Annotated in this window: 18 protein-coding genes and 1 tRNA gene; 4 read left to right on the top strand and 15 right to left on the bottom strand. The window is 60.6% G+C overall.

Annotated features, from left to right (window positions below; genetic code table 11):
* Window positions 1–109: 109 nt before the first annotated feature.
* From FHX10_RS18790 to FHX10_RS18760, 7 genes are all read right to left on the bottom strand, one after another.
* Window positions 110–910 carry a purine-nucleoside phosphorylase gene (locus FHX10_RS18790; RefSeq protein WP_028757712.1) on the bottom strand — a complete coding sequence of 267 codons (801 nt, stop codon included), beginning with the start codon at window positions 908–910 and terminating at the stop codon, window positions 110–112.
* Window positions 907–1,296, bottom strand: a complete 390-nt coding sequence (locus FHX10_RS18785) for a cytidine deaminase (protein ID WP_028757711.1) — start codon at window positions 1,294–1,296, stop codon at window positions 907–909. The genes FHX10_RS18790 and FHX10_RS18785 overlap by 4 nt, the downstream gene beginning before the upstream one ends.
* Before the next feature lies 1 nt (window position 1,297).
* Window positions 1,298–2,269 carry an ABC transporter permease gene (locus FHX10_RS18780; RefSeq protein WP_048338271.1) on the bottom strand — a complete coding sequence of 324 codons (972 nt, stop codon included), beginning with the start codon at window positions 2,267–2,269 and terminating at the stop codon, window positions 1,298–1,300.
* Window positions 2,270–2,279: 10 nt separating this feature from the next.
* Window positions 2,280–3,383, bottom strand: coding sequence for an ABC transporter permease (locus FHX10_RS18775; protein ID WP_047617449.1), 1,104 nt, complete (start codon window positions 3,381–3,383; stop codon window positions 2,280–2,282).
* 7 nt (window positions 3,384–3,390) lie between these two features.
* Window positions 3,391–4,902: an ABC transporter ATP-binding protein gene (locus FHX10_RS18770; protein WP_048338302.1), complete on the bottom strand. Its 1,512-nt coding sequence runs from the start codon at window positions 4,900–4,902 to the stop codon at window positions 3,391–3,393.
* Window positions 4,903–4,990: 88 nt separating this feature from the next.
* Window positions 4,991–5,983 carry a BMP family protein gene (locus FHX10_RS18765; RefSeq protein ID WP_003544460.1) on the bottom strand — a complete coding sequence of 331 codons (993 nt, stop codon included), beginning with the start codon at window positions 5,981–5,983 and terminating at the stop codon, window positions 4,991–4,993.
* Between the two features lie 317 nt (window positions 5,984–6,300).
* On the bottom strand, window positions 6,301–6,618 hold the full coding sequence (locus tag FHX10_RS18760) for a hypothetical protein (RefSeq protein WP_028759164.1): 318 nt from the start codon (window positions 6,616–6,618) through the stop codon (window positions 6,301–6,303).
* A 228-nt stretch (window positions 6,619–6,846) separates the two neighbouring features.
* Between FHX10_RS18760 and FHX10_RS18755 the strand changes: the two genes are divergently transcribed.
* Window positions 6,847–6,936: transfer RNA gene (locus FHX10_RS18755), tRNA-Ser, on the top strand.
* Between the two features lie 93 nt (window positions 6,937–7,029).
* Here the strand turns inward: FHX10_RS18755 and FHX10_RS18750 are convergent.
* Window positions 7,030–7,506: an Lrp/AsnC family transcriptional regulator gene (locus tag FHX10_RS18750; RefSeq protein ID WP_028758183.1), complete on the bottom strand. Its 477-nt coding sequence runs from the start codon at window positions 7,504–7,506 to the stop codon at window positions 7,030–7,032.
* 41 nt (window positions 7,507–7,547) lie between these two features.
* Between FHX10_RS18750 and FHX10_RS18745 the strand changes: the two genes are divergently transcribed.
* The 3 genes from FHX10_RS18745 to FHX10_RS18735 all read left to right on the top strand — a co-directional run bounded on the left by FHX10_RS18745 (window position 7,548) and on the right by FHX10_RS18735 (window position 9,257).
* Window positions 7,548–8,168: an RBBP9/YdeN family alpha/beta hydrolase gene (locus FHX10_RS18745; protein ID WP_063473511.1), complete on the top strand. Its 621-nt coding sequence runs from the start codon at window positions 7,548–7,550 to the stop codon at window positions 8,166–8,168.
* 246 nt (window positions 8,169–8,414) lie between these two features.
* Window positions 8,415–8,624 (top strand): KTSC domain-containing protein, encoded by a 210-nt coding sequence (locus FHX10_RS18740; RefSeq protein WP_028758181.1) that lies wholly within the window; start codon window positions 8,415–8,417, stop codon window positions 8,622–8,624.
* A 393-nt stretch (window positions 8,625–9,017) separates the two neighbouring features.
* Entirely contained in the window at window positions 9,018–9,257 is a 240-nt protein-coding gene (locus FHX10_RS18735) for a CrpP-related protein (protein WP_028758180.1), read from the top strand.
* Here FHX10_RS18735 and pncB read toward each other — a convergent pair.
* From pncB to FHX10_RS18700, 7 genes are all read right to left on the bottom strand, one after another.
* A complete protein-coding gene (gene pncB, locus FHX10_RS18730) occupies window positions 9,239–10,543 on the bottom strand; it encodes a nicotinate phosphoribosyltransferase (protein ID WP_063473512.1) in 1,305 nt (434 codons plus the stop codon). The two genes, FHX10_RS18735 and pncB, sit on opposite strands and share 19 nt — an antisense overlap.
* Window positions 10,544–10,729: 186 nt before the next feature.
* Window positions 10,730–11,092 carry a hypothetical protein gene (locus FHX10_RS18725; RefSeq protein WP_047617436.1) on the bottom strand — a complete coding sequence of 121 codons (363 nt, stop codon included), beginning with the start codon at window positions 11,090–11,092 and terminating at the stop codon, window positions 10,730–10,732.
* Between the two features lie 92 nt (window positions 11,093–11,184).
* Complete coding sequence (locus tag FHX10_RS18720; RefSeq protein WP_063473513.1) at window positions 11,185–12,144, bottom strand: 2-hydroxyacid dehydrogenase; 960 nt, start codon at window positions 12,142–12,144, stop codon at window positions 11,185–11,187.
* A gap of 8 nt (window positions 12,145–12,152) precedes the next feature.
* The gene (locus FHX10_RS18715; protein WP_028758176.1) at window positions 12,153–13,790 is read right to left on the bottom strand and encodes an ABC transporter ATP-binding protein; all 1,638 of its coding nucleotides are present in this window, start codon (window positions 13,788–13,790) and stop codon (window positions 12,153–12,155) included.
* Window positions 13,787–14,935 carry an ABC transporter permease gene (locus FHX10_RS18710; protein WP_048338287.1) on the bottom strand — a complete coding sequence of 383 codons (1,149 nt, stop codon included), beginning with the start codon at window positions 14,933–14,935 and terminating at the stop codon, window positions 13,787–13,789. Before FHX10_RS18710 ends, FHX10_RS18715 begins: the two co-directional genes overlap by 4 nt.
* Window positions 14,935–16,023 carry a microcin C ABC transporter permease YejB gene (locus FHX10_RS18705; RefSeq protein WP_047617429.1) on the bottom strand — a complete coding sequence of 363 codons (1,089 nt, stop codon included), beginning with the start codon at window positions 16,021–16,023 and terminating at the stop codon, window positions 14,935–14,937. The genes FHX10_RS18710 and FHX10_RS18705 overlap by 1 nt, the downstream gene beginning before the upstream one ends.
* A gap of 150 nt (window positions 16,024–16,173) precedes the next feature.
* Complete coding sequence (locus FHX10_RS18700) at window positions 16,174–18,003, bottom strand: extracellular solute-binding protein (RefSeq protein ID WP_028756920.1); 1,830 nt, start codon at window positions 18,001–18,003, stop codon at window positions 16,174–16,176.
* Window positions 18,004–18,016 lie beyond the last annotated feature (13 nt).

Here is an 18,016-nt window from a genome sequence, read left to right as displayed (position 1 = left end):
CTTCCTCTCGAGCATGATGCCGAAAAGTGTGAGCGGTTTTCTCATGACATCATGCTCTAACTCTATGATGTAGAACAGGATTCAGATTTTAGGCCGACCCGGCCTAAAATCATCCTGTTCTAGCGGCAATCATGTCTTTCAGTATGGCGGCGAGACGGGCGCCGCCGACGGGCGCCATGTCCTTGGTTTCCTCATGGCTGAGCTCATTGCCGGTCATGCCTGCCCCATAGTTGGTGATAACGGAGGCGGCGGCAACCCTCAGGCCCAGCATTCTTGCGATGATCACCTCGGGCACCGTCGACATGCCGACGGCATCGGCACCGAGGATGCGCGCCATGCGGATTTCGGCCGGCGTTTCGAAGCTGGGACCGGAGAACCACATGTAGACACCCTGCGCCAGGTCGATTTTAAGCTTTGCCGCCGCCCTTTGCATCGCCGCGGCAAGGCCGGCATCATAGGCATTGGTCATGCCGACGAAGCGCTGATCGCTTTCCTCGCCGATCAGCGGGTTCATGCCGGAATAGTTGATATGGTCGGTGATCTGCATCACCGAACCGGGCGGCAGGTCGTCACGCAACGATCCGGCCGAATTGGTCAGGATCAGCACTTCGACGCCGAGCGCCTTCAGCACCTCGATCGGCAGGCGCATGGCGTTGGCATCGCCCTTCTCGTAATAATGCACGCGGCCGGAGAGCATGATGACAGGCACACCGCCGAGGCGGCCGGCGACGACTTCGCCTGCGTGGCCGGAGACGGCGCTGACGGGAAAGCCCGGCAGGTCGCGATAGGGAACACGCACGGCGCCGTCGAGCTCACCGACGAGAGAGCCGAGACCGGAGCCGAGCACGATGCCGTGGCGCGGCTTGATCCCACCAAGCAATGCAGCGAGCAGGCTGACCGTCGCCTTCATCCGAGTTCGGTCTCGAAGCTGAAGGGAAGAAGCTCTTCCATCGTCATCGTCTTCTTCACGCCCGCCTCATCGCAGAGGTAGATCCTCGTCTCCTTCGAGGCGAATTCCGAGATCTTCTGGCGGCAGCCGCCACAGGGCGGGCAGAGCGGCAGTTTTTCGGCTATGACCGCCATTTCGACGATCTTCTTCGCGCCGCCCATGATCATGGCGCCGATCGCCGTCGGCTCGGCGCACCATCCTTGCGGAAAGGAGAGGTTTTCGATGTTGGCGCCGGTATAGACCTTGCCGTCCTCGGCGCGGATCGCCGCGCCGACCGGGAATTTCGAATAGGGCGCATGGGCAAAGGCCATGGCGCCGCGGGCGGCTTCGAACAGATCGTGAGACATATCAACGCTCCTTCGTATAGGGCACGCCACCTGCCTTCGGCGGAGTCGCGACACCGATAAAGCCGGCAAGCAGGACGCAGGTCAGGACATAGGGCAGCGCCTGGAAGACCTGAACCGGCACCTCCCCGATCAGCGGCACCTGCTTTCCCTGCATGAAATTTGCCAGCGCATCGAGGAAGCCGAAAAGCAGGCAGGCAAACATGACCGGCACCGGCTTCCACTTGGCGAAGACCAGAGCAGCGAGCGCAATGTAGCCCTTGCCGGCCGACATGTCCTTGATGAAGGCGGCGGACTGGGCGATTGCCAGATAGGTGCCGGCAAAGCCGCAGAGAATGCCGGCACACATGACGGCGCGGTACCGCAGCCAGGCGACCGAGATACCAGCCGTATCGACCGCACCCGGGTTTTCGCCGACGGCGCGGAGCCTGAGGCCGAAACGCGTGCGGTAAAGCACCCACCAGGAGAAGGGCACGGCAAGAAAGGCGAGGTAGGTGAGGATATTGTTGCCAGAAATGACATTGGCATAGATCGGGCCGATGATCGGTATGTCGCGCGCGGCATCGGCGCCCGGCAGGATGATCGGCGCGAAGCGCGAATCCGGCGACAGCTGCGGCGTGCGGCCGCCCTGGCCGAACCAGGCTTGGCCGAGCACGATGGTGATGCCGGCGATGAAGAAGTTGATCGCGACACCGGAGACGATCTGGTTGCCGCGGTTGGTGATCGAGGCAAAGCCATGCACCAGGCTCAGCGCCACCGAGCAGATAACGCCGGCGCCGAGCCCAAGCCAGGCCGAATCGGTGAGATAGGCAACGCAGGCGGCGGCAAAGGCCGAGCCCAACATCTTGCCCTCGAGGCCGATATCGAAGATACCGGCGCGCTCCGAAAACAGACCGGCAAGAGCGGTGAAGATCAGCGGGATCGACAGGCGGATGGTCGAGCTCAGGACGCTGATGAATATGTCGTAATAATCCATCGCCCGCTCCTTAACCGCGCTTGAACTGTTGGTAGAGACGCACCATCGCCGGTCGGAACATATATTCCAGCGCGCCGGCGAAAAGGATCACCAGACCCTGGATGACGAGGATCATCTCGCGGGTGATATTCGGCATTTCGAAGGAGATCCAGTCGCCGCCCTGGTAGAGGATGCCGAAGAGAATCGCTGCCATGATGATGCCGAGCGGATGGTTGCGGCCCATCAGCGAGACCGCGATGCCGACGAAGCCGGCACCGCCGACGAATTCCACCTGCAGGCGGGCCGACGAGCCCATGACGGGGTTCAACGCCATCATGCCGGCGAGCGCGCCGGACAGCAGCATGGCGATGATGACCGTGCGGGCATAGGGGATACCCGCATAGGCCGCAGCCGTCGGGCTGACGCCCAGCGTGCGCATCTCGAAACCGAGCTTGGTGCGCCAGACGAGCAGCCAGACGAGATAGCTGACGACGAGCGCAATGATGAAGGAGACATTGAACGGGGCAGCCCCCAGCTTGGCGCCGAACAGCTGCATGACCCAGCCGAGCTTCGGCAACTGGCCGCCGTCGAGGAAGGTCCGGGTTTCCGGCGCCATTTTGCCCGGCACGATCAGCACATGCACCAGGAGGTATACCATCAGTGCGGCGCCGATATAGTTGAACATGATCGTCGTGATGACGATGTGGCTGCCGCGTTTTGCCTGCAGGAAGGCCGGAATGAAGGCCCAGGCTGCGCCAAACAGGCCGGCGCCGACGACCGCGATCGGCATCGTCACATACCATGGCACGTAACGATCGAGCGAAAGCGCCACCAGCGCGCAGCCGAGGCCACCGATATAGGCCTGGCCTTCGGAACCGATGTTGAAAAGGCCGGCGTGGATCGCCACCGCGACGGAGAGGCCGGTGAAGATGAAGCTCGTCGCATAATACAGCGTGAAGCCGATGCCTTCGCCATTGCCGAGCGCGCCCTGGATCAGCAGCGACAGCGCATCGAGCGGGCTCTCACCGATCAGCCAGACGACGAAGCCGGAGATCAGGAAGGCGACGATAAGGTTCAAAAGCGGGATGAGGCCGTAGTTGATCCAGTTTGGTAGCGGAACGGAAGCTGTGCTCATAAAGGCCTCACGCGGCAATGCCGGCCATCATCAGGCCGAGGGTCTGTTCACCGGCATCGGGCGTCTTCTCGCCGACGACATGGCCGGCAAACATGACAAGGATACGGTCCGAAAGGGCGCGGATTTCATCAAGTTCGACGGAGACGAGCAGGATCGCCTTGCCCGCGTCGCGCATTTCGATGATCCGGCGGTGGATGAATTCGATGGCGCCGATATCGACGCCGCGTGTCGGCTGGCCGATGATCAGCATCTTCGGATCGCGTTCGATCTCACGGGCAACAACGATCTTCTGCTGGTTGCCGCCGGAGAAATTCGCCGTCTTCAGACGCGGGTTCGGCGGGCGGATGTCGTATTTCTCGATCTTCTCCATCGCATCCTTGCGGATCGCTTCAAGATCGAGCAGCGGACCTTTGCTGTAACCCGGGCGGCGATGGTAGCCGAGTACGGAATTTTCGTACTCCTCGAATTTCAGCACCAGGCCCATATGGTGGCGGTCCTCGGGGATATGAGCGAGGCCGAGGTCGCGCAGGCGGGCGGGATCGGCCTTGTCGATCGTCTTGCCGTCGAGAAGGATTTCGCCGGAGGTCGGCTTGCGGATGCCGGCAATCGCCTCCAGCAGTTCGGACTGGCCATTGCCGGCGACACCGGCGATGCCGACGATTTCGCCGGCGCGCACGTCGAAGGAGACGTTGTCGACCATGGTGACGCCGCGATTGTCCTTGACCGTCAGGTTGCGGACGGACAGGACGGCGGCTCCCGGGTTCGCCTCGCCCTTCTGCACGCGCAGCAGCACGCGGCGGCCGACCATCAGCTCGGCGAGTTCTTCCACCGTCGTCTCCGCCGTCTTGCGGGTGGCGACCATTTCGCCGCGGCGCATGACCGAGACCGTGTCGGTGATCGCCATGATCTCGCGCAGCTTGTGGGTGATGAGGATGATCGTCTTGCCCTGGTCGCGCAGCACTTTGAGGATGCGGAAAAGATGATCGGCTTCCGCCGGCGTCAGCACGCCGGTGGGCTCGTCGAGGATCAGGATCTCGGCGCCGCGATACATGGCTTTCAGGATTTCGACACGCTGCTGCAGGCCGACAGGAAGCTCTTCGATCAGCGCATCGGGATCGACCTCCAGGCCATATTCCGTTTCCAGCCGCTTGAGCTCGGCCCGGGCCGACGCGACGCCTCTGGCCAACAGCATGCCGCCTTCGGCGCCGAGCATGATGTTTTCGAGCACCGTAAAATTATCGACCAGCATGAAATGCTGGTGCACCATGCCGATGCCGGTGGCGATCGCCGCCTGGCTGTCGCGGATGGTGACGGGATTGCCGTTGACGCGGATCTCGCCGCTGTCGGCATGGTAGAAACCGTAGATGATCGACATCAGGGTCGATTTGCCGGCGCCGTTTTCGCCGATGATGCCGTGGATCGTCCCCTTGGCAACGGTGAGGTTGATGTCCTTGTTGGCGTGGACGGCACCGAACTTCTTGTCGATGCCGACAAGCTCGATAGCGGGCTTATCTGTCACTGCAGGCTCCAAATAAGAAAAGGGCGTATGGCGAAAATCCCCTCCGCCATACGCCCGATCTCAATCGTCGATCACATTCGGGCGCGGATCACTTCGGGCAAGCGTTGTCCGAGGTGTAATCGTGAACCTTGACGGTTCCCGCGATGATGTCGGCCTTGGCCTTGTCGACGGCAGCCTGCATTTCCGGCGTGATCAGCGACTTGTTATGCTCGTCGATCGCAGCGCCGACACCGTCTTCCTTGACGCCGAGCGCCTGAACGCCGCCGGTGAACTTGTCGTTCTTGGTGTCGTTGTAGGCATTGTAGACGGCGAGGTCGACACGCTTGACCATCGAGGTCAGGACCGAGCCCGGATGCAGGTAGTTCTGGTTGGAGTCGACGCCGATCGACAGCTTCTTGTTGTCGGCCGCAGTCTGCAGAACGCCGAGACCGGTGGCACCGGCTGCCGCATAGACGACGTCAGCGCCCTGGTCGATCTGGTTCTTGGTGAGTTCGCCGCCGCGGACCGGGTCGTTCCAGGCAGCGCCCGTCGTGCCGGTCATGTTCTGGAAGACTTCGATATCGGCCTTGACGGAGCGTGCGCCCTGCTCGTAGCCGCATTCGAACTTGCGGATCAGCGGAATATCCATGCCGCCGACGAAGCCGACCTTGCCTGACTTCGACGCCATGCCGGCGAGAACGCCGACGAGGTAGGAGCCTTCTTCTTCCTTGTAGACAACCGAGCGGACGTTCGGCTTGTCGACGACGGAGTCAACGATGATGAACTTGGTGTCCGGGAATTCGGCTGCAACCTTCTCGATGGCCGACGTCCAGGCGAAGGAAACGGCAACCACCGGATTGAAGCCGCGGCTTGCGAAGTTGCGGATGGCCTGCTCGCCCTGGGTGTCGCCCGTCGGCTCGAAATCGCGATAGGCAATGCCGGTCTCGGCCTTGAACTTCTCGGCACCGTTGTAGGCCGCCTCGTTGAAGGACTTATCGAACTTCCCGCCGGTGCCGTAAACCAGCGCCGGCTTGACATCGGCGGCAAGCGCCGTCGTCGACATGGCAGCCACGGCAAAGAGAGTGAGAAGGGATTTTTTCATTGTGCAGCCCTGTTGTTGCTATTCGTTAGGGGTCCTCCCGCAAGCCCTTTCCGGGCATGTCTGCGGAACCACCGACCTCCCCCCGGAGGCCTGGCTGCGCGCATCCTTGCATGGCTCACGGAAAAATTCACCAGAAATTTTTCAGCTGGTAAAGATTTGCAACAATTGCCGAAAATCCGCTCTTCGGGGCTGATTTTTGGACATTCTTTCCGTCAGGATGCAGATTTTCTAGCCAATCCGGTGGCAAATATCGAGGCTGTAGAGGGCCGATGCCCATGCGGATTTCTCGCCGGATGGTGCGGGCGAAACCGCCTTTTCTATGCGGTGAAGCGACCGGCGATAGGCGGCTTCTTGTAGCCGATCATCCACAGAAGCAGTGCGATTACCAGGAAAACGGCAAAGGCCGGCTGGAGCATCAGCCACTGGAAGATGAAGGTATAGAAACGCGGGTGGACATAATAGGAAAGGGCCGCTTGCAGCGACGTCAGTGTGGTCGGGCTCACATCCTCCCAGGCATCGGAGATCGGCGTCATCACCACGGAGGAGGCCGCAACCGATTGGATCGAATCGATGGTCCCGGCAATAACGGCCGCCGCAAGCGCGACAAGACTCGCCAGACGCAACAGGAAACGCATCAATTCCTCCGACGCTCGATATGCCGGACAATTCCGGCCGGCCGCGCCATTCTCCACCTCGGAGAATTACATAGTCATCGATGAGGTGAAGCACAATGGACGGGCCGCGGCGAGTTTTATCGAAAGAAGTCAAAAAACTGTTAGATTTCGGTTGATCGGCGAAAATTCATCGGTATATATCGCGCCGTTCCGACGATTTGCTCCTATCCGGGCGCGAACGCCAAAAAAGGACAGGTGGCCGAGTGGTTTAAGGCGCACGCCTGGAACGCGTGTGTACGTGAAAGCGTACCGTGGGTTCGAATCCCACCCTGTCCGCCATATCCTCGTTTCTCAATATAGATTTCAAACCATATCGCGAGCGGGATGCGGCAGCGTTTTTGGCGGCGCGCTTCACTGGTCGTCCACATATTCTCAAACGCGCTGCAGCAGGGCGCGTCCAATCGGCTTCGGATTCTCGCCGCGCAACACCAGGGATGTCGTCACGGCCCCAAAACGCGCGATCGTGTCAACGATCGTTTCCAGCTCTCCTGGCGACGGAACCAGCACCTTCAAGAGAAAGCAGTCCTCTCCGGTCAGGCGCAATACTTCCATGACTTGCGGCATCTCGGCGAACTGTTTCAGACAGGGTTTGATATGCTCATGCGTCGTGCGCAGGCGAAGCACAGCCGTCATTCCAATTCCCAGAGCGGCAGGGTCGATACGAGCGGAGTAACCGGTAATGATGCCGCGGTCTTCCAGTCGTTTGACCCGTTCCGATGCCGCCGGCTGAGAGAGCCCGACCCGTCGGCCGAGTTCGGAAATCGCAATGCGGCCGTTTTCCTGCATCGCTTCAATAATGGCGATATCGGTTGGGTCGAGCAAAACCCGATTGTTTTCCTGAAAAGCCATGGGATCACCTTGAAATCATCGGAGAGCGGCGCGGTTTTCCGATGATCATTCATTCCGAAGCAAATGAAAATGCATCATTTTCACCTGCACGGATGATCAGAGGAAAAGACATGAGGGACATCATTATATTGCCGGGGATTGGCGGTTCGGGCGAGGCTCATTGGCAAACGCACTGGGAAAGGTCGAACCCCAAAATGCGGCGTTTTCGACCGGCCGATTGGGAAAAGCCCGACTTAGCGGACTGGATTTCAGCCCTGGAGCGCGCCGTCGGCGCATCGGCAACCCCTCCCCTGCTCGTCGCTCATAGCCTTGCCTGTCTGCTGGTCGCTCATTGGCAGCAGATTTCCTCACTTGCCGTTGCCGGAGCGTTTCTTGTAGCGGTCCCCGATCCGCAGTCCGTATCATTCCCTGAGGAGGCCGCCGGATTCGCAGATCCGCCATTGCAACGAATGCGCTTTCCCACTCTGATTATCGCAAGCGCCGATGATCCCTTCGGCACGCCAGGCTATGCCCGTGCACGAGCCGATCTGTGGGGCAGCGGCCTTGTCGAGATCGGCCCTTTCGGCCATATCAACGGGCAAAGCGGCCTTGAGGATTGGGGCCCGGGAAGGGCTCTGCTGACGGCGTTCTCCGCCGGATTGGCAAAATCTGATCGGGCTTGATCTTGTTTCCGGCTTCACGGATCAAATGACTGACACAGGCCTTTGCGTGTGCGGGACGCGGGCGAGAGAGGGCAACGAAGTACACCGCTCACAAGCGTGCGTTCGAGGCTTTCGAACCCGGCGCTGCGATGGTGCTGCGGGTTTCAAACGTCGAAAGATTCCTGATTTTTTACCATGCGAGTTCACCGCGTCTTTGCACGTTTGGGTTTACCGTCTGCCAAATTTAAAAAAACAGAGGTAAAACAGGTGGAAGAACTTTCGGTAAAGTCGAAGATCATCAAATCCGTCTATTTCAGCCAGGATGACGGGCGGCTCAGGATTTGTTTCAAGAATGGCGAGGAACGTCTGTTCGAAGGCGTGCCCTCCTCCGAAGCCCATGCGATGACGGCAGCGCCGTCTCCCGGCCACTACTATCTCGACCGGATCAGAACCCGGTTTCGCAGATTGGCGGCCTGAAACCCCGAGGAATGCCGCGAGCCTACGTTGCAGGATTGCGTAGGATCGGGACGAGGCCGGTGGATATTAACCTGTCGTTAGCCATTGATGTCATCTGGGTTGGATCACGCCTGCCGGAAAGCGGCAGTTTGTCGGCGCTGCCGGCTGGTTCAAGGTCGGCAAGCCGGGAGGCTCGGCGGCGGACCCCAGCCAGGAAGCCGAGCCTCCCCGTCACTAGGCGTTCATGGAGCGCAAGCCGAGCGTTGTCACGCTCGGCCAGTTCGGGCTCCGCCATCCCTGGATTACCGCATTGGGGCTAATCCTGTGAAAAACCCAAATCATCGCATCAGGACTCGACAATGCTTTATTAGCATGATTGCATAAATGCATCGGATGAAGACCCGGGGGGTAATGATGTTCGAGAATCTGCTTGAGATGCAGGAGCGTGGCGCACGGGACCGTGCACGTGGCCGCAGCCTGGCCGACAATCCGATGTCGAAGCCGGATATCCTGCCGATCACCGATTTTCAGGAATGGTACTCGATGTTCGACGCCTGGCGCTTCGGTTGGTCGATCGAGGATGCGATGTCGGGGCATACCAATGCGCCACGGGATGGCGGCACCTCGTCCCGGAGCTATACGAGAACGGTCTGATCGACCCTGTCTTCGGCGCCGAAGAATTTCAGGTAGCGTTCGACCTCTGCCGGTTCGCCCGTCGCCTTCTGCGGGTTGTCGGAGAGCTTCACCGCCGGACGGCCATTGGCGTCACTGACCTTGCAGACGACGGAGATCGGGTTGAGGCCGGAGATTTCGATCGGCGCGCAGCCGGAAAAATCGTTCGTCAGATTCGTGCCCCAGCCGAAGCTCATGCGCACACGGCCTTCGAAATGCCGGTAGGTATCGATGATGGCATCGACATCGAGGCCATCGGAGAAGATCAGCAGCTTCTGGCGTGGATCACGGCCCATCTTCTTCCACCAGTCGATGATCTTCTCGCCGCCTTCGATCGGCGGAGCACTGTCCGGGCGGAAGCCGGTCCAATCGGCGACCCATTCCGGCGCGTCGCGCAGGAAGGCGGCAGTGCCGAAGGCATCCGGCAGGACGATCAGAAGATTGCCGCCATAGAGTTTGTTCCAGTCGCGCAGGATCTTGTAGGGCGCGTTGCGCAGTTGCTCATCGGTTTGGGCAAGGGCGGCGGCCACCATCGGCAGCTCGTGGGCATTGGTGCCGACGGCCTCGAGATCGGAATCCATAGCCAGCAATACGTTGCTGGTGCCGGCAAAGGCCGGGCCGATGCCTTCCTTCAGCGCTTCGACGCACCAGCGCTGCCAGAGGAAACTGTGACGGCGGCGGGTGCCGAAATCGGAGATGCGTAGGCCCGGCAGTTCCTTCAACCGCTCGACCTTCGACCACATCTTCGCTTTGGCCCGGGCATAGAGCACATCGAGGGTGAAGGGGCCGAGCGCCTTCATCGCCGAGCGTGAGCGCAGCTCGTTGACGATGGCGAGCGCCGGGATCTCCCACATGGTCGTTTCCCTCCACGGCCCGTGGAAATCCAGAACATATTGCCCGTCCTTCTTCGACAGCTCGTATTCGGGAAGTTGGAAATTGGAAAGCCAGGCAAGGAATTCCGGCTCGAAGATCTGGGCGCGGCCGTAGAAGCTGTTACCCGCAAGCCAGATCATCTCCTTTTTCGAGAGTCGCAACGTGCGGGCGTGATCGAGCTGTTCGCGCAATTCACCCTCGTCGATCTCCTCGGCAAGATGCACGCGCTTGGTGCGGTTGATGAGGGTGAAGGAGGCGTTCACGTCCGGATAGAGCTTCCAGATCATCTGCAGCATCAGCAGCTTATAGAAATCGGTATCGATCAGGCTGCGGATGATCGGATCAAGTTTCCAAGCGTGATTGTAAACGCGTCTTGCGATATCCGTCTTGGCCATGAAATTCCCGCCCCTGTCCACTCCGGTCAGGCGCTGCCAAATTCCCGGGTCGTGCCACGTTCCCGGCCGGCGCACGAAACCGGCTCGTGCGCCTTCTTATCGAAAAATCAGCAGACAAAGTCCAGATAAAACAATAGGCACCCCGCAGCCTGCACGGCGGCGGGATGCGAGCGCGCATCCTCACGCTTATTGGGCAGGTGCGGCGGGTTGGGCCGGTGCCGCAGGCGCGACACCAGGGGCGGCCGGCGTCGTGTTCTGAGTCTCGGTCGGAACCGCAGTGCCGTTCTGAAGGCTCGGCGCTGGCGCGGTGCCCGACTGTTGCGACTGCAACTGCTGGCCCGGCTGCTGCGGCGCCACGTCGTTTGCCTCGCGCTGGCCCCAGATCTCGACCGGTATCCAGACCACGAAAGCGAGCACCAGAGCCGCGAGCAGCACCAGCAGGATGCGATAGCCCGTGCGGCCCTGCCTGGCCTTTGCTGGCGGGATCTGCTCTTCCTTGTGAAGCTTGCCATCGGACTTTTCCCAGCGTGTTTCCGTCTGATGCGCCATGATCGTCTCCTTCGGCTGTCTTGACGGACCGATCCGGCCGTCAAGAACTCGAAGGAGAAAACGGGTTGCCGTCTGGAAGGTTCCGCGCGGCTCTAATAGCCGACGGCGCGGTCGACCACGAATTGCAGCGGCTCGCCGCGCTCGAAACGGGCGATCTGGGTCTCGACATGGCGAAACAGCGCATTTTCTTCGGAGACGGCCGCGTCATGCGGCGTGATGAAGACGTTCTGCAATTCCCATAAGGGGTTGTCGGCGGTGAGCGGCTCCACCTCGAAGACATCCAGCGAAGCGCCGCCGAGGGTACCGTCACGAATGGCGGAAACGATATCGGCCTCGACATGACTCTTGCCGCGGCCGGCATTGATGAAAACCGGCTGCCCGAGCGCGCCGTTGCGGCGCAGCTTGGCAAACAGCCCTGCGTTATAGAAGCCGGAGGTTTCGGGCGTCAGCGGCAACAGACCGACGAGGATATCCGTCCTTGCGAGAAAACTATCCAATCCGCCGGCATCGAAGGTTTCGACACCATCGATCTGTTTGCGGCTGCGCGACCAGCCGATGACGTTGAAGCCCATCACTCTCAGCTTGGCGACCGCATCCTGCCCGAGAATGCCGAGGCCCATGACGCCGACCGTCACCTCCGCTGCCTCAGGCGCGATCAGCTTGGCCCATTCGCGCCGCCGCTGATGGCTGTCATGGGCGTATTGCCCGCGCAGATGCATCAGGCACTGCATGACCACCCATTCGCTCATGCGGGTCGTCAGACTGCGGTCGACGAAGCGGACGATCGGGATCTCGGGCAGGCCGGCCATGCCGATGATATGGTCGACGCCGGCACCGCCCGAGAAGATGACCTTGAGGTTCGGCGCCCGCGCAAAAAGGTCGGCATCCGGCTTCCAGAGAAGCGCGTATTCGACCGCGCGGAGATCGCGTGCCTGATTGGCCGGATCGGCGAGATTGATGCTGCCGCGATCGGCAAAGGCCGTCTTCAGCACGCGGACGACGCCTTCGGCATTGAACTTGATATCGACGAGAACAGGAGGACTTGCGGACATGATCTTCTTTATTGCTGCACAGCGGGCGTCGGCACCGCCTCGATGTTGAAAGCGGCGGCCATCAGCGCCCGGGTATAATCGTCCTTCGGCGCGCGGAAGATTTCCGCTGACGGCCCCTGTTCCACCACCTTGCCGAAACGCATGACGATGACATCGTTGGCGAGCGCCTTCACCACCTTGAGGTCGTGGCTGATGAAGAGATAGGCGAGATCGTGTTTCTTCTGCAGGTCGCGCAGGAGATCGACCACCTGGGCCTGGACACTCATATCGAGCGCGGAGGTCGGCTCGTCGAGCATGACGAAACGGGGCTTCAGCACCATGGCCCGGGCGATGGCGATGCGCTGGCGCTGGCCGCCGGAGAATTCGTGCGGATAACGCCAGCGGGTCAGGGGATCGAGACCCACCTCCTCCAGCGCCCAGCAGACACGCTGGTCGCGCTCCTCCGCGGTCAAGGAGCGCTCGTGCACCTTCAGCCCCTCGGCGACGATATCGCCAACCGACATGCGGGGGCTGAGCGAGCCATAGGGATCCTGAAAGACCACCTGCAACTGGTTGCGCAGCGGCCGCATCTCGCTGAATGAATAGCCGGCTATATCCGTGCCGACAAAGGCGATCCGTCCTTGCGAGGAAATCAGCCGGGTGAGCGCCAGGCCGAGCGTGGTCTTGCCGGAACCGGACTCGCCGACGACGCCGAGCGTCTGGCCGGCGCGCAGCGACAGATCGATGCCGTCGACCGCCTTCACATGATCGACGACGCGACGCATCAGCCCTGCTTTGATCGGGAACCAGACACGGATATCGGACCCTTCCATCACCACCGGCTTCGACGGATCGGCGAGCGGCGGCTCGCCGCGCGGTTCGGAAGCGAGAAGATGCCGGGTATATTCGTGCTTCGGGTTGGCGAAAACCTCCTCGACGGTTCCGGTTTCGACGATCCTGCCCTTGGTCATGACGCAGACGCGATCGGCGAATTTGCGGACAATGCCGAGATCATGGGTGATGAACAGCATCGACATGCCATGTACGGCCTTCAACTGCCGGAGCAATTCGAGGATCTGCGCCTGTACGGTGACGTCGAGCGCCGTGGTCGGTTCGTCGGCGATCAGCAGCTCCGGCCGGTTGGCGAGCGCCATGGCAATCATGACGCGCTGGCGCTGGCCGCCGGAGAGTTCGTGCGGATAGGCTTTCAACCGCTTCTCCGGCTCGCGGATTCCGACCTGATTCAGCAGTTCCAGCACACGCTGGCGCGCCGGCTCACCGGTGAGTCCCTGGTGCAGGGCAAGGATCTCGGCGATCTGCTTCTCGATCGTATGAAGCGGATTGAGCGAGGTCATCGGCTCCTGGAAGATCATGGTGATGTCGTTGCCGCGCACTTCCCGCAGCGCCCGCTCCGACGCCTTCAGAAGGTCCTTGCCCTTGAACAGGATTTCGCCGGAAGGATGGCTTGCCGAGGGATAGGGCAAAAGCCGCAGGATCGAGTTGGCCGAGACCGACTTGCCGGAGCCGGATTCGCCGACCAGCGCCACGACTTCGCCTTTGGCGATATCGAAGGAGATGTGATCGACGGCCAGCGAGGTCTCGCCGCCTTGATGAAAGGCAACCGAGAGATCGCGGACGGAAAGCAGCGGTTCTTTCATGTCACTCATTGGAACGTCTTCCTCGGATCGAAGGCATCGCGCACGGCTTCGCCGATGAAGATCAGCAGGGACAGCATGATCGACATGGCGAAGAAAGCCGTCAGTCCGAGCCACGGGGCCTGAAGGTTGGTCTTGCCCTGGGCGATCATCTCGCCGAGCGAGGGGGAGCCCGGCGGCATGCCGAAGCCGAGGAAATCGAGCGAGGTCAGCGTGGTGATCGAGCCGGAGAGGATGAAGGGCAGGAAGGTCAGCGTCGCCACCATGGCGTTCGGCAGCAGGTGGCGCCACATGATGGTGCGATTGTTGACGCCGAGGGCCCGGGCGGCGCGGACATATTCGAAATTGCGGGCCCGCAGGAATTCGGCGCGCACGATGCCGACGAAGCCGACCCAGGAGAAGAGCAGCATGATGCCGAGCAGCACGAAGAAGCCGGGCGGCAGGAGGGCCGCGATGATCAGCAGGATGTAAAGCACCGGCATCGACGACCAGATCTCGATGAAGCGCTGCAGCAGCAGATCGGTCCAGCCGCCGAAATAGCCCTGCACCGCACCCGCCGTCACGCCGATGATCGCCGAGCAGATGGTCAGCATCAGGCCAAAGAGCACCGATATGCGGAAACCGTAGATGACCCGCGCCAGCACGTCGCGCGCCTGGTCGTCGGTGCCGAGCCAGTTGAGATTGCCGAAGGTGCAATCGGGATCGTTCACGCCTTGCGGATAACCGGCGCAGCGCTCCTCCTTGGTCATCAGCCAGAACGGGGCGGTGGGTGCCGAATGGGGAATGTTGGAATTGACCGAGCGGTAGGAATAGCGGATCGGCGGCCAGATCATCCAGCCATTGGCATCGATCTCATCCGCAATCACCGAGGAACGGTAATCGGTTTCGGCGAGGAAGCCGCCGAACTTCTCCTCGGGATAGTCGACCAGCACGGGAAACAGGATCTCGCCCTTGTAGGAGGCGATGATCGGCCGGTCGTTGGCAATGAACTCGGCAAACAGGCTGAGGACGAACAGCACCAGGAACAGCCACAGCGACCAATAACCGCGGCCGTTTGCCCGGAAATTCTGCCAGCGGCGGATGTTGGTCGGCGACAGCAGGCCCTTGCGCGGCGGCTTGACAGGCGTGGTGACGGCAGGGTTTGCGGCGGCGTCCATCAGACATCCCTCCGCTCGAAATCGATGCGCGGATCGATCCAGGTGTAGATCAGGTCGGAAACCAGGCTGACGAAGAGGCCGAGCAGCGAGAAGATGTAGAGGGTGGCGAAGACGATCGGGTAATCCCGGTTGATGACCGAGAGATAGCCGAGACGGCCGAGGCCATCCAGCGAGAAGATGTTTTCGATCAGCAGCGAGCCGGTGAAGAAAGCGGAAATGAAGGCGCCGGGAAAACCGGCAATGATGATCAGCATGGCGTTGCGGAAGACATGGCCGTAGAGCACTTGGCGCTGGTTCAGGCCCTTGGCGCGGGCGGTGACGACATATTGCTTCTTGATCTCCTCGATGAAGGAATTCTTGGTCAGCAGCGTCGTCGTGGCAAAGGCGGACAGGGAAAGCGAGATCAACGGCAGGGTCAGGTGCCAGAAATAGTCGAGCGGCTTCTGCCACCAGGCCAGCTGGTCGAAATTATCGGAGACCAGGCCGCGCAGCGGAAACCAGTCGTAGAAGGAGCCGCCGGCAAAAAGCACGATCAGGAGAATGCCGAAGAGGAAGCTCGGCACGGCGTAGCCGACGACGATGACGCCCGATGTCCAGACATCGAAGGTCGATCCATCCTTGACCGCCTTGCGGATGCCGAGCGGAATGGAGATGGCATAGGAGAAGATCAGGATCCAGATGCCGAGCGAGATCGACACCGGCAGCTTCTCCTTGATGAGCTCGAGCACCGAGGTGTTGCGGAAGAAGCTCTCGCCGAAATCGAAGCGGATGTAGTTCCACATCATCTCGCCGAAACGGGTCAGCGGCGGCTTGTCGAAGCCGAACTGTTTTTCGAGCTTGGCGATCAGTTCCGGATCAAGCCCCTGGGCACCGCGATATTTTGAGCCTTCATCGCTGCCGGTGCCGCCGAGAAGATCGCCGCCGCCGGACAGTCGCTGGTCAGCACTATCGGCCTGACCGGTCAGTTGGGCGATCACCTGCTCGACGGGACCGCCTGGGGCGAACTGAATGACGATGAAGGATATCGCCATGATGCCGACAATGGTTGGAACCATCAAAAGCAGGCGGCGAAGGATATAGGCGCCCATCAGCCTTCAGCCTCCGGGAATGTTTTTCCTGTCTGCCCGCCGTCCACTCTAATGCCGCTCAATCCGCCAGCCTTCCCTTGCCGGCCCTGCCGGCTTGTCGTGATTCGCTCGTGCCATTTGGAGCCGAGGGCCCCTTCATTGCAAGCCCGCTCATTTTGCCGAGGTCGACCACCAGGCATCGGGGAAGCCAAGGCTGTAGGCCGGGAATTCGGCCGGATGCGTGACCGTGTTCCAATAGGCGATGTTATAGGTATCACGGTAGAACAGCGGGATGACGTAGTGATTTGCCAGCAATACGCGGTCCATGGCTTTGATCGCAGCAACCTGTTCATCGCGGTTCGGCGCGAAGATAATCATGCGAATGAGCTCATCGACCGCCGGGTTAGCAATACCGGCGTAGTTGCGAGAGCCCTGCTGGTTGACAGAGCCGGATCCCCAATAGTCGGCTTGCTCGTTGCCCGGGTTCATGGTCTCAGCCCAGACATTCCAGATCATATCATAGTCGAAGCTGCGTTCGCGGTTGACAGCTTGCGAGGCATCGACCGTCCGAACCCGCGCATCTATGCCGATTTTCTTGAGATTGCTGGCATAAGGCACCGCCCAGCGCTCCAACATCGGGCTCGACAACAGGATCTCGAAACTCATCGGCTGGCCGGTCTTGCTGTTGACCATGCGATTGCCCTTCAGCTCCCAGCCAGCGTCTTTCAGTAGCGCGATTGCCTTGCGGAGGTTGTCACGGCTCTTCTGCGGATCGCCGCCGACCGGATTGGTATAGGGCGTGGTGAAGATTTCTGCCGGCACCTTGTCCTTCATGCCCTGCAGAATTTCCAGTTCCCTGCCCTGCGGCAGGCCGGAAGAGGCAAGCTCGGTGTTCCAGAAATAGCTGTCGATGCGTTTGTAACTGTTGAAGGCGACAGTGCGGTTCAGTTCCTCGAAGTCGAACCCGTAGTTCAAGGCTTCGCGGACTCTGATGTCCTTGAAGAGGTCACGCCGCATATTGGGCACCAGCGCTTGCAGGATGCCGGTGGAGCGCAGCGGGTTTGCAACCTCCTCCTTCTTGACCCGTCCTTCCTTCACTGCGGGAAAATCATATCCCGTCGCCCAACGGGCAGCGGTGGTTTCCTGCCAATAGTCGCTGTTGCCGGCGCGAAAAGCTTCGAACTCGACGTCCCGATCACCGAAATAGGTGTAGATGACGTTGCGGAAATTGTTCTGGCCGACATTCACATTGAGGTCCTTGCCCCAATAGTCGCCACGCAGTTCATAACGGATTGTGGCGCCGGGCGAGAAGGAAGCGATCTTGTAAGGTCCGGACCCCATCACGGGTTCCAACGTCGTCCTGGTAATGTCGCGCGGTTTGCCGTCCGGTCCGGGCGCCTCCCACCAATGTTTCGGGACGACCATCAACTGGCCGAGAATGTTCGGCAGTTCGCGATTGTTCTTCTCATCGAAGATGAAGGTGACGTCGCGCTCGCCGGTTTTTTCCGCTTTGACAACGTGCTGGTAGTAATTGCCGGCAAGCGGGTTCAAATCCTTGGTCTTGTCCAGACTAAAGATGACGTCTTCGGGCGTTACCGGCTGACCATCGGCCCATTTCGCTTCCTTCCGCAGCCGAAAGGTCGCGCTCGACACGTCATCGGGAACGGAGAGGCCTTCGGCAAGCAGGCCGTAGGAGACGAGAAGTTCGTCATCGGCCGGCTTCAGCAACGTGTCGTAAACAAGCGACAGACCTACGGCTGTCTGGCCCTTTGCAAGCAGAGGATTGAAAGTGTCGAAGGCGCCGCTTGCGGAAAGACGGAGATCTCCACCTTTCGGCGCATCGGGATTGACGTAGTCGAAGTGCGCAAAGCCCGGTTTGTACTTCATCTGGCTGACGACCGAGCTTCCGATCTGAAACGGCTGGTCCTGGGCCGTTGCCGTCAGTGGCGCCACAGCAGCAAGCGACAGAAACAGACCGATCTTCGACCATAGAGCCGTCATTCACGCTTTCCCC

Source organism: Rhizobium sp. BK591 (assembly GCF_014195045.1).
GTDB classification, from domain to species: domain Bacteria; phylum Pseudomonadota; class Alphaproteobacteria; order Rhizobiales; family Rhizobiaceae; genus Rhizobium; species Rhizobium anhuiense.
Note: the sequence above shows the minus strand (reverse complement) of the source record. Positions and strands in the feature narration are given on the sequence as shown.

Bases quoted from the DNA above. Each gene is read 5' to 3' on its own strand.
- FHX10_RS18790 (WP_028757712.1), bottom strand. From the start codon at position 910: ATGAAGGCGACGGTCAGCCTGCTCGCTGCATTGCTTGGTGGGATCAAG.
- FHX10_RS18785 (WP_028757711.1), bottom strand. From the start codon at position 1,296: ATGTCTCACGATCTGTTCGAAGCCGCCCGCGGCGCCATGGCCTTTGCC.
- FHX10_RS18780 (WP_048338271.1), bottom strand. From the start codon at position 2,269: ATGGATTATTACGACATATTCATCAGCGTCCTGAGCTCGACCATCCGC.
- FHX10_RS18775 (WP_047617449.1), bottom strand. From the start codon at position 3,383: ATGAGCACAGCTTCCGTTCCGCTACCAAACTGGATCAACTACGGCCTC.
- FHX10_RS18765 (WP_003544460.1), bottom strand. From the start codon at position 5,983: ATGAAAAAATCCCTTCTCACTCTCTTTGCCGTGGCTGCCATGTCGACG.
- FHX10_RS18760 (WP_028759164.1), bottom strand. From the start codon at position 6,618: ATGCGTTTCCTGTTGCGTCTGGCGAGTCTTGTCGCGCTTGCGGCGGCC.
- FHX10_RS18750 (WP_028758183.1), bottom strand. From the start codon at position 7,506: ATGGCTTTTCAGGAAAACAATCGGGTTTTGCTCGACCCAACCGATATC.
- FHX10_RS18745 (WP_063473511.1), top strand. From the start codon at position 7,548: ATGATCATTCATTCCGAAGCAAATGAAAATGCATCATTTTCACCTGCA.
- FHX10_RS18735 (WP_028758180.1), top strand. From the start codon at position 9,018: ATGTTCGAGAATCTGCTTGAGATGCAGGAGCGTGGCGCACGGGACCGT.
- pncB (WP_063473512.1), bottom strand. From the start codon at position 10,543: ATGGCCAAGACGGATATCGCAAGACGCGTTTACAATCACGCTTGGAAA.
- FHX10_RS18725 (WP_047617436.1), bottom strand. From the start codon at position 11,092: ATGGCGCATCAGACGGAAACACGCTGGGAAAAGTCCGATGGCAAGCTT.
- FHX10_RS18720 (WP_063473513.1), bottom strand. From the start codon at position 12,144: ATGTCCGCAAGTCCTCCTGTTCTCGTCGATATCAAGTTCAATGCCGAA.
- FHX10_RS18715 (WP_028758176.1), bottom strand. From the start codon at position 13,790: ATGAGTGACATGAAAGAACCGCTGCTTTCCGTCCGCGATCTCTCGGTT.
- FHX10_RS18710 (WP_048338287.1), bottom strand. From the start codon at position 14,935: ATGGACGCCGCCGCAAACCCTGCCGTCACCACGCCTGTCAAGCCGCCG.
- FHX10_RS18705 (WP_047617429.1), bottom strand. From the start codon at position 16,023: ATGGGCGCCTATATCCTTCGCCGCCTGCTTTTGATGGTTCCAACCATT.
- FHX10_RS18700 (WP_028756920.1), bottom strand. From the start codon at position 18,003: ATGACGGCTCTATGGTCGAAGATCGGTCTGTTTCTGTCGCTTGCTGCT.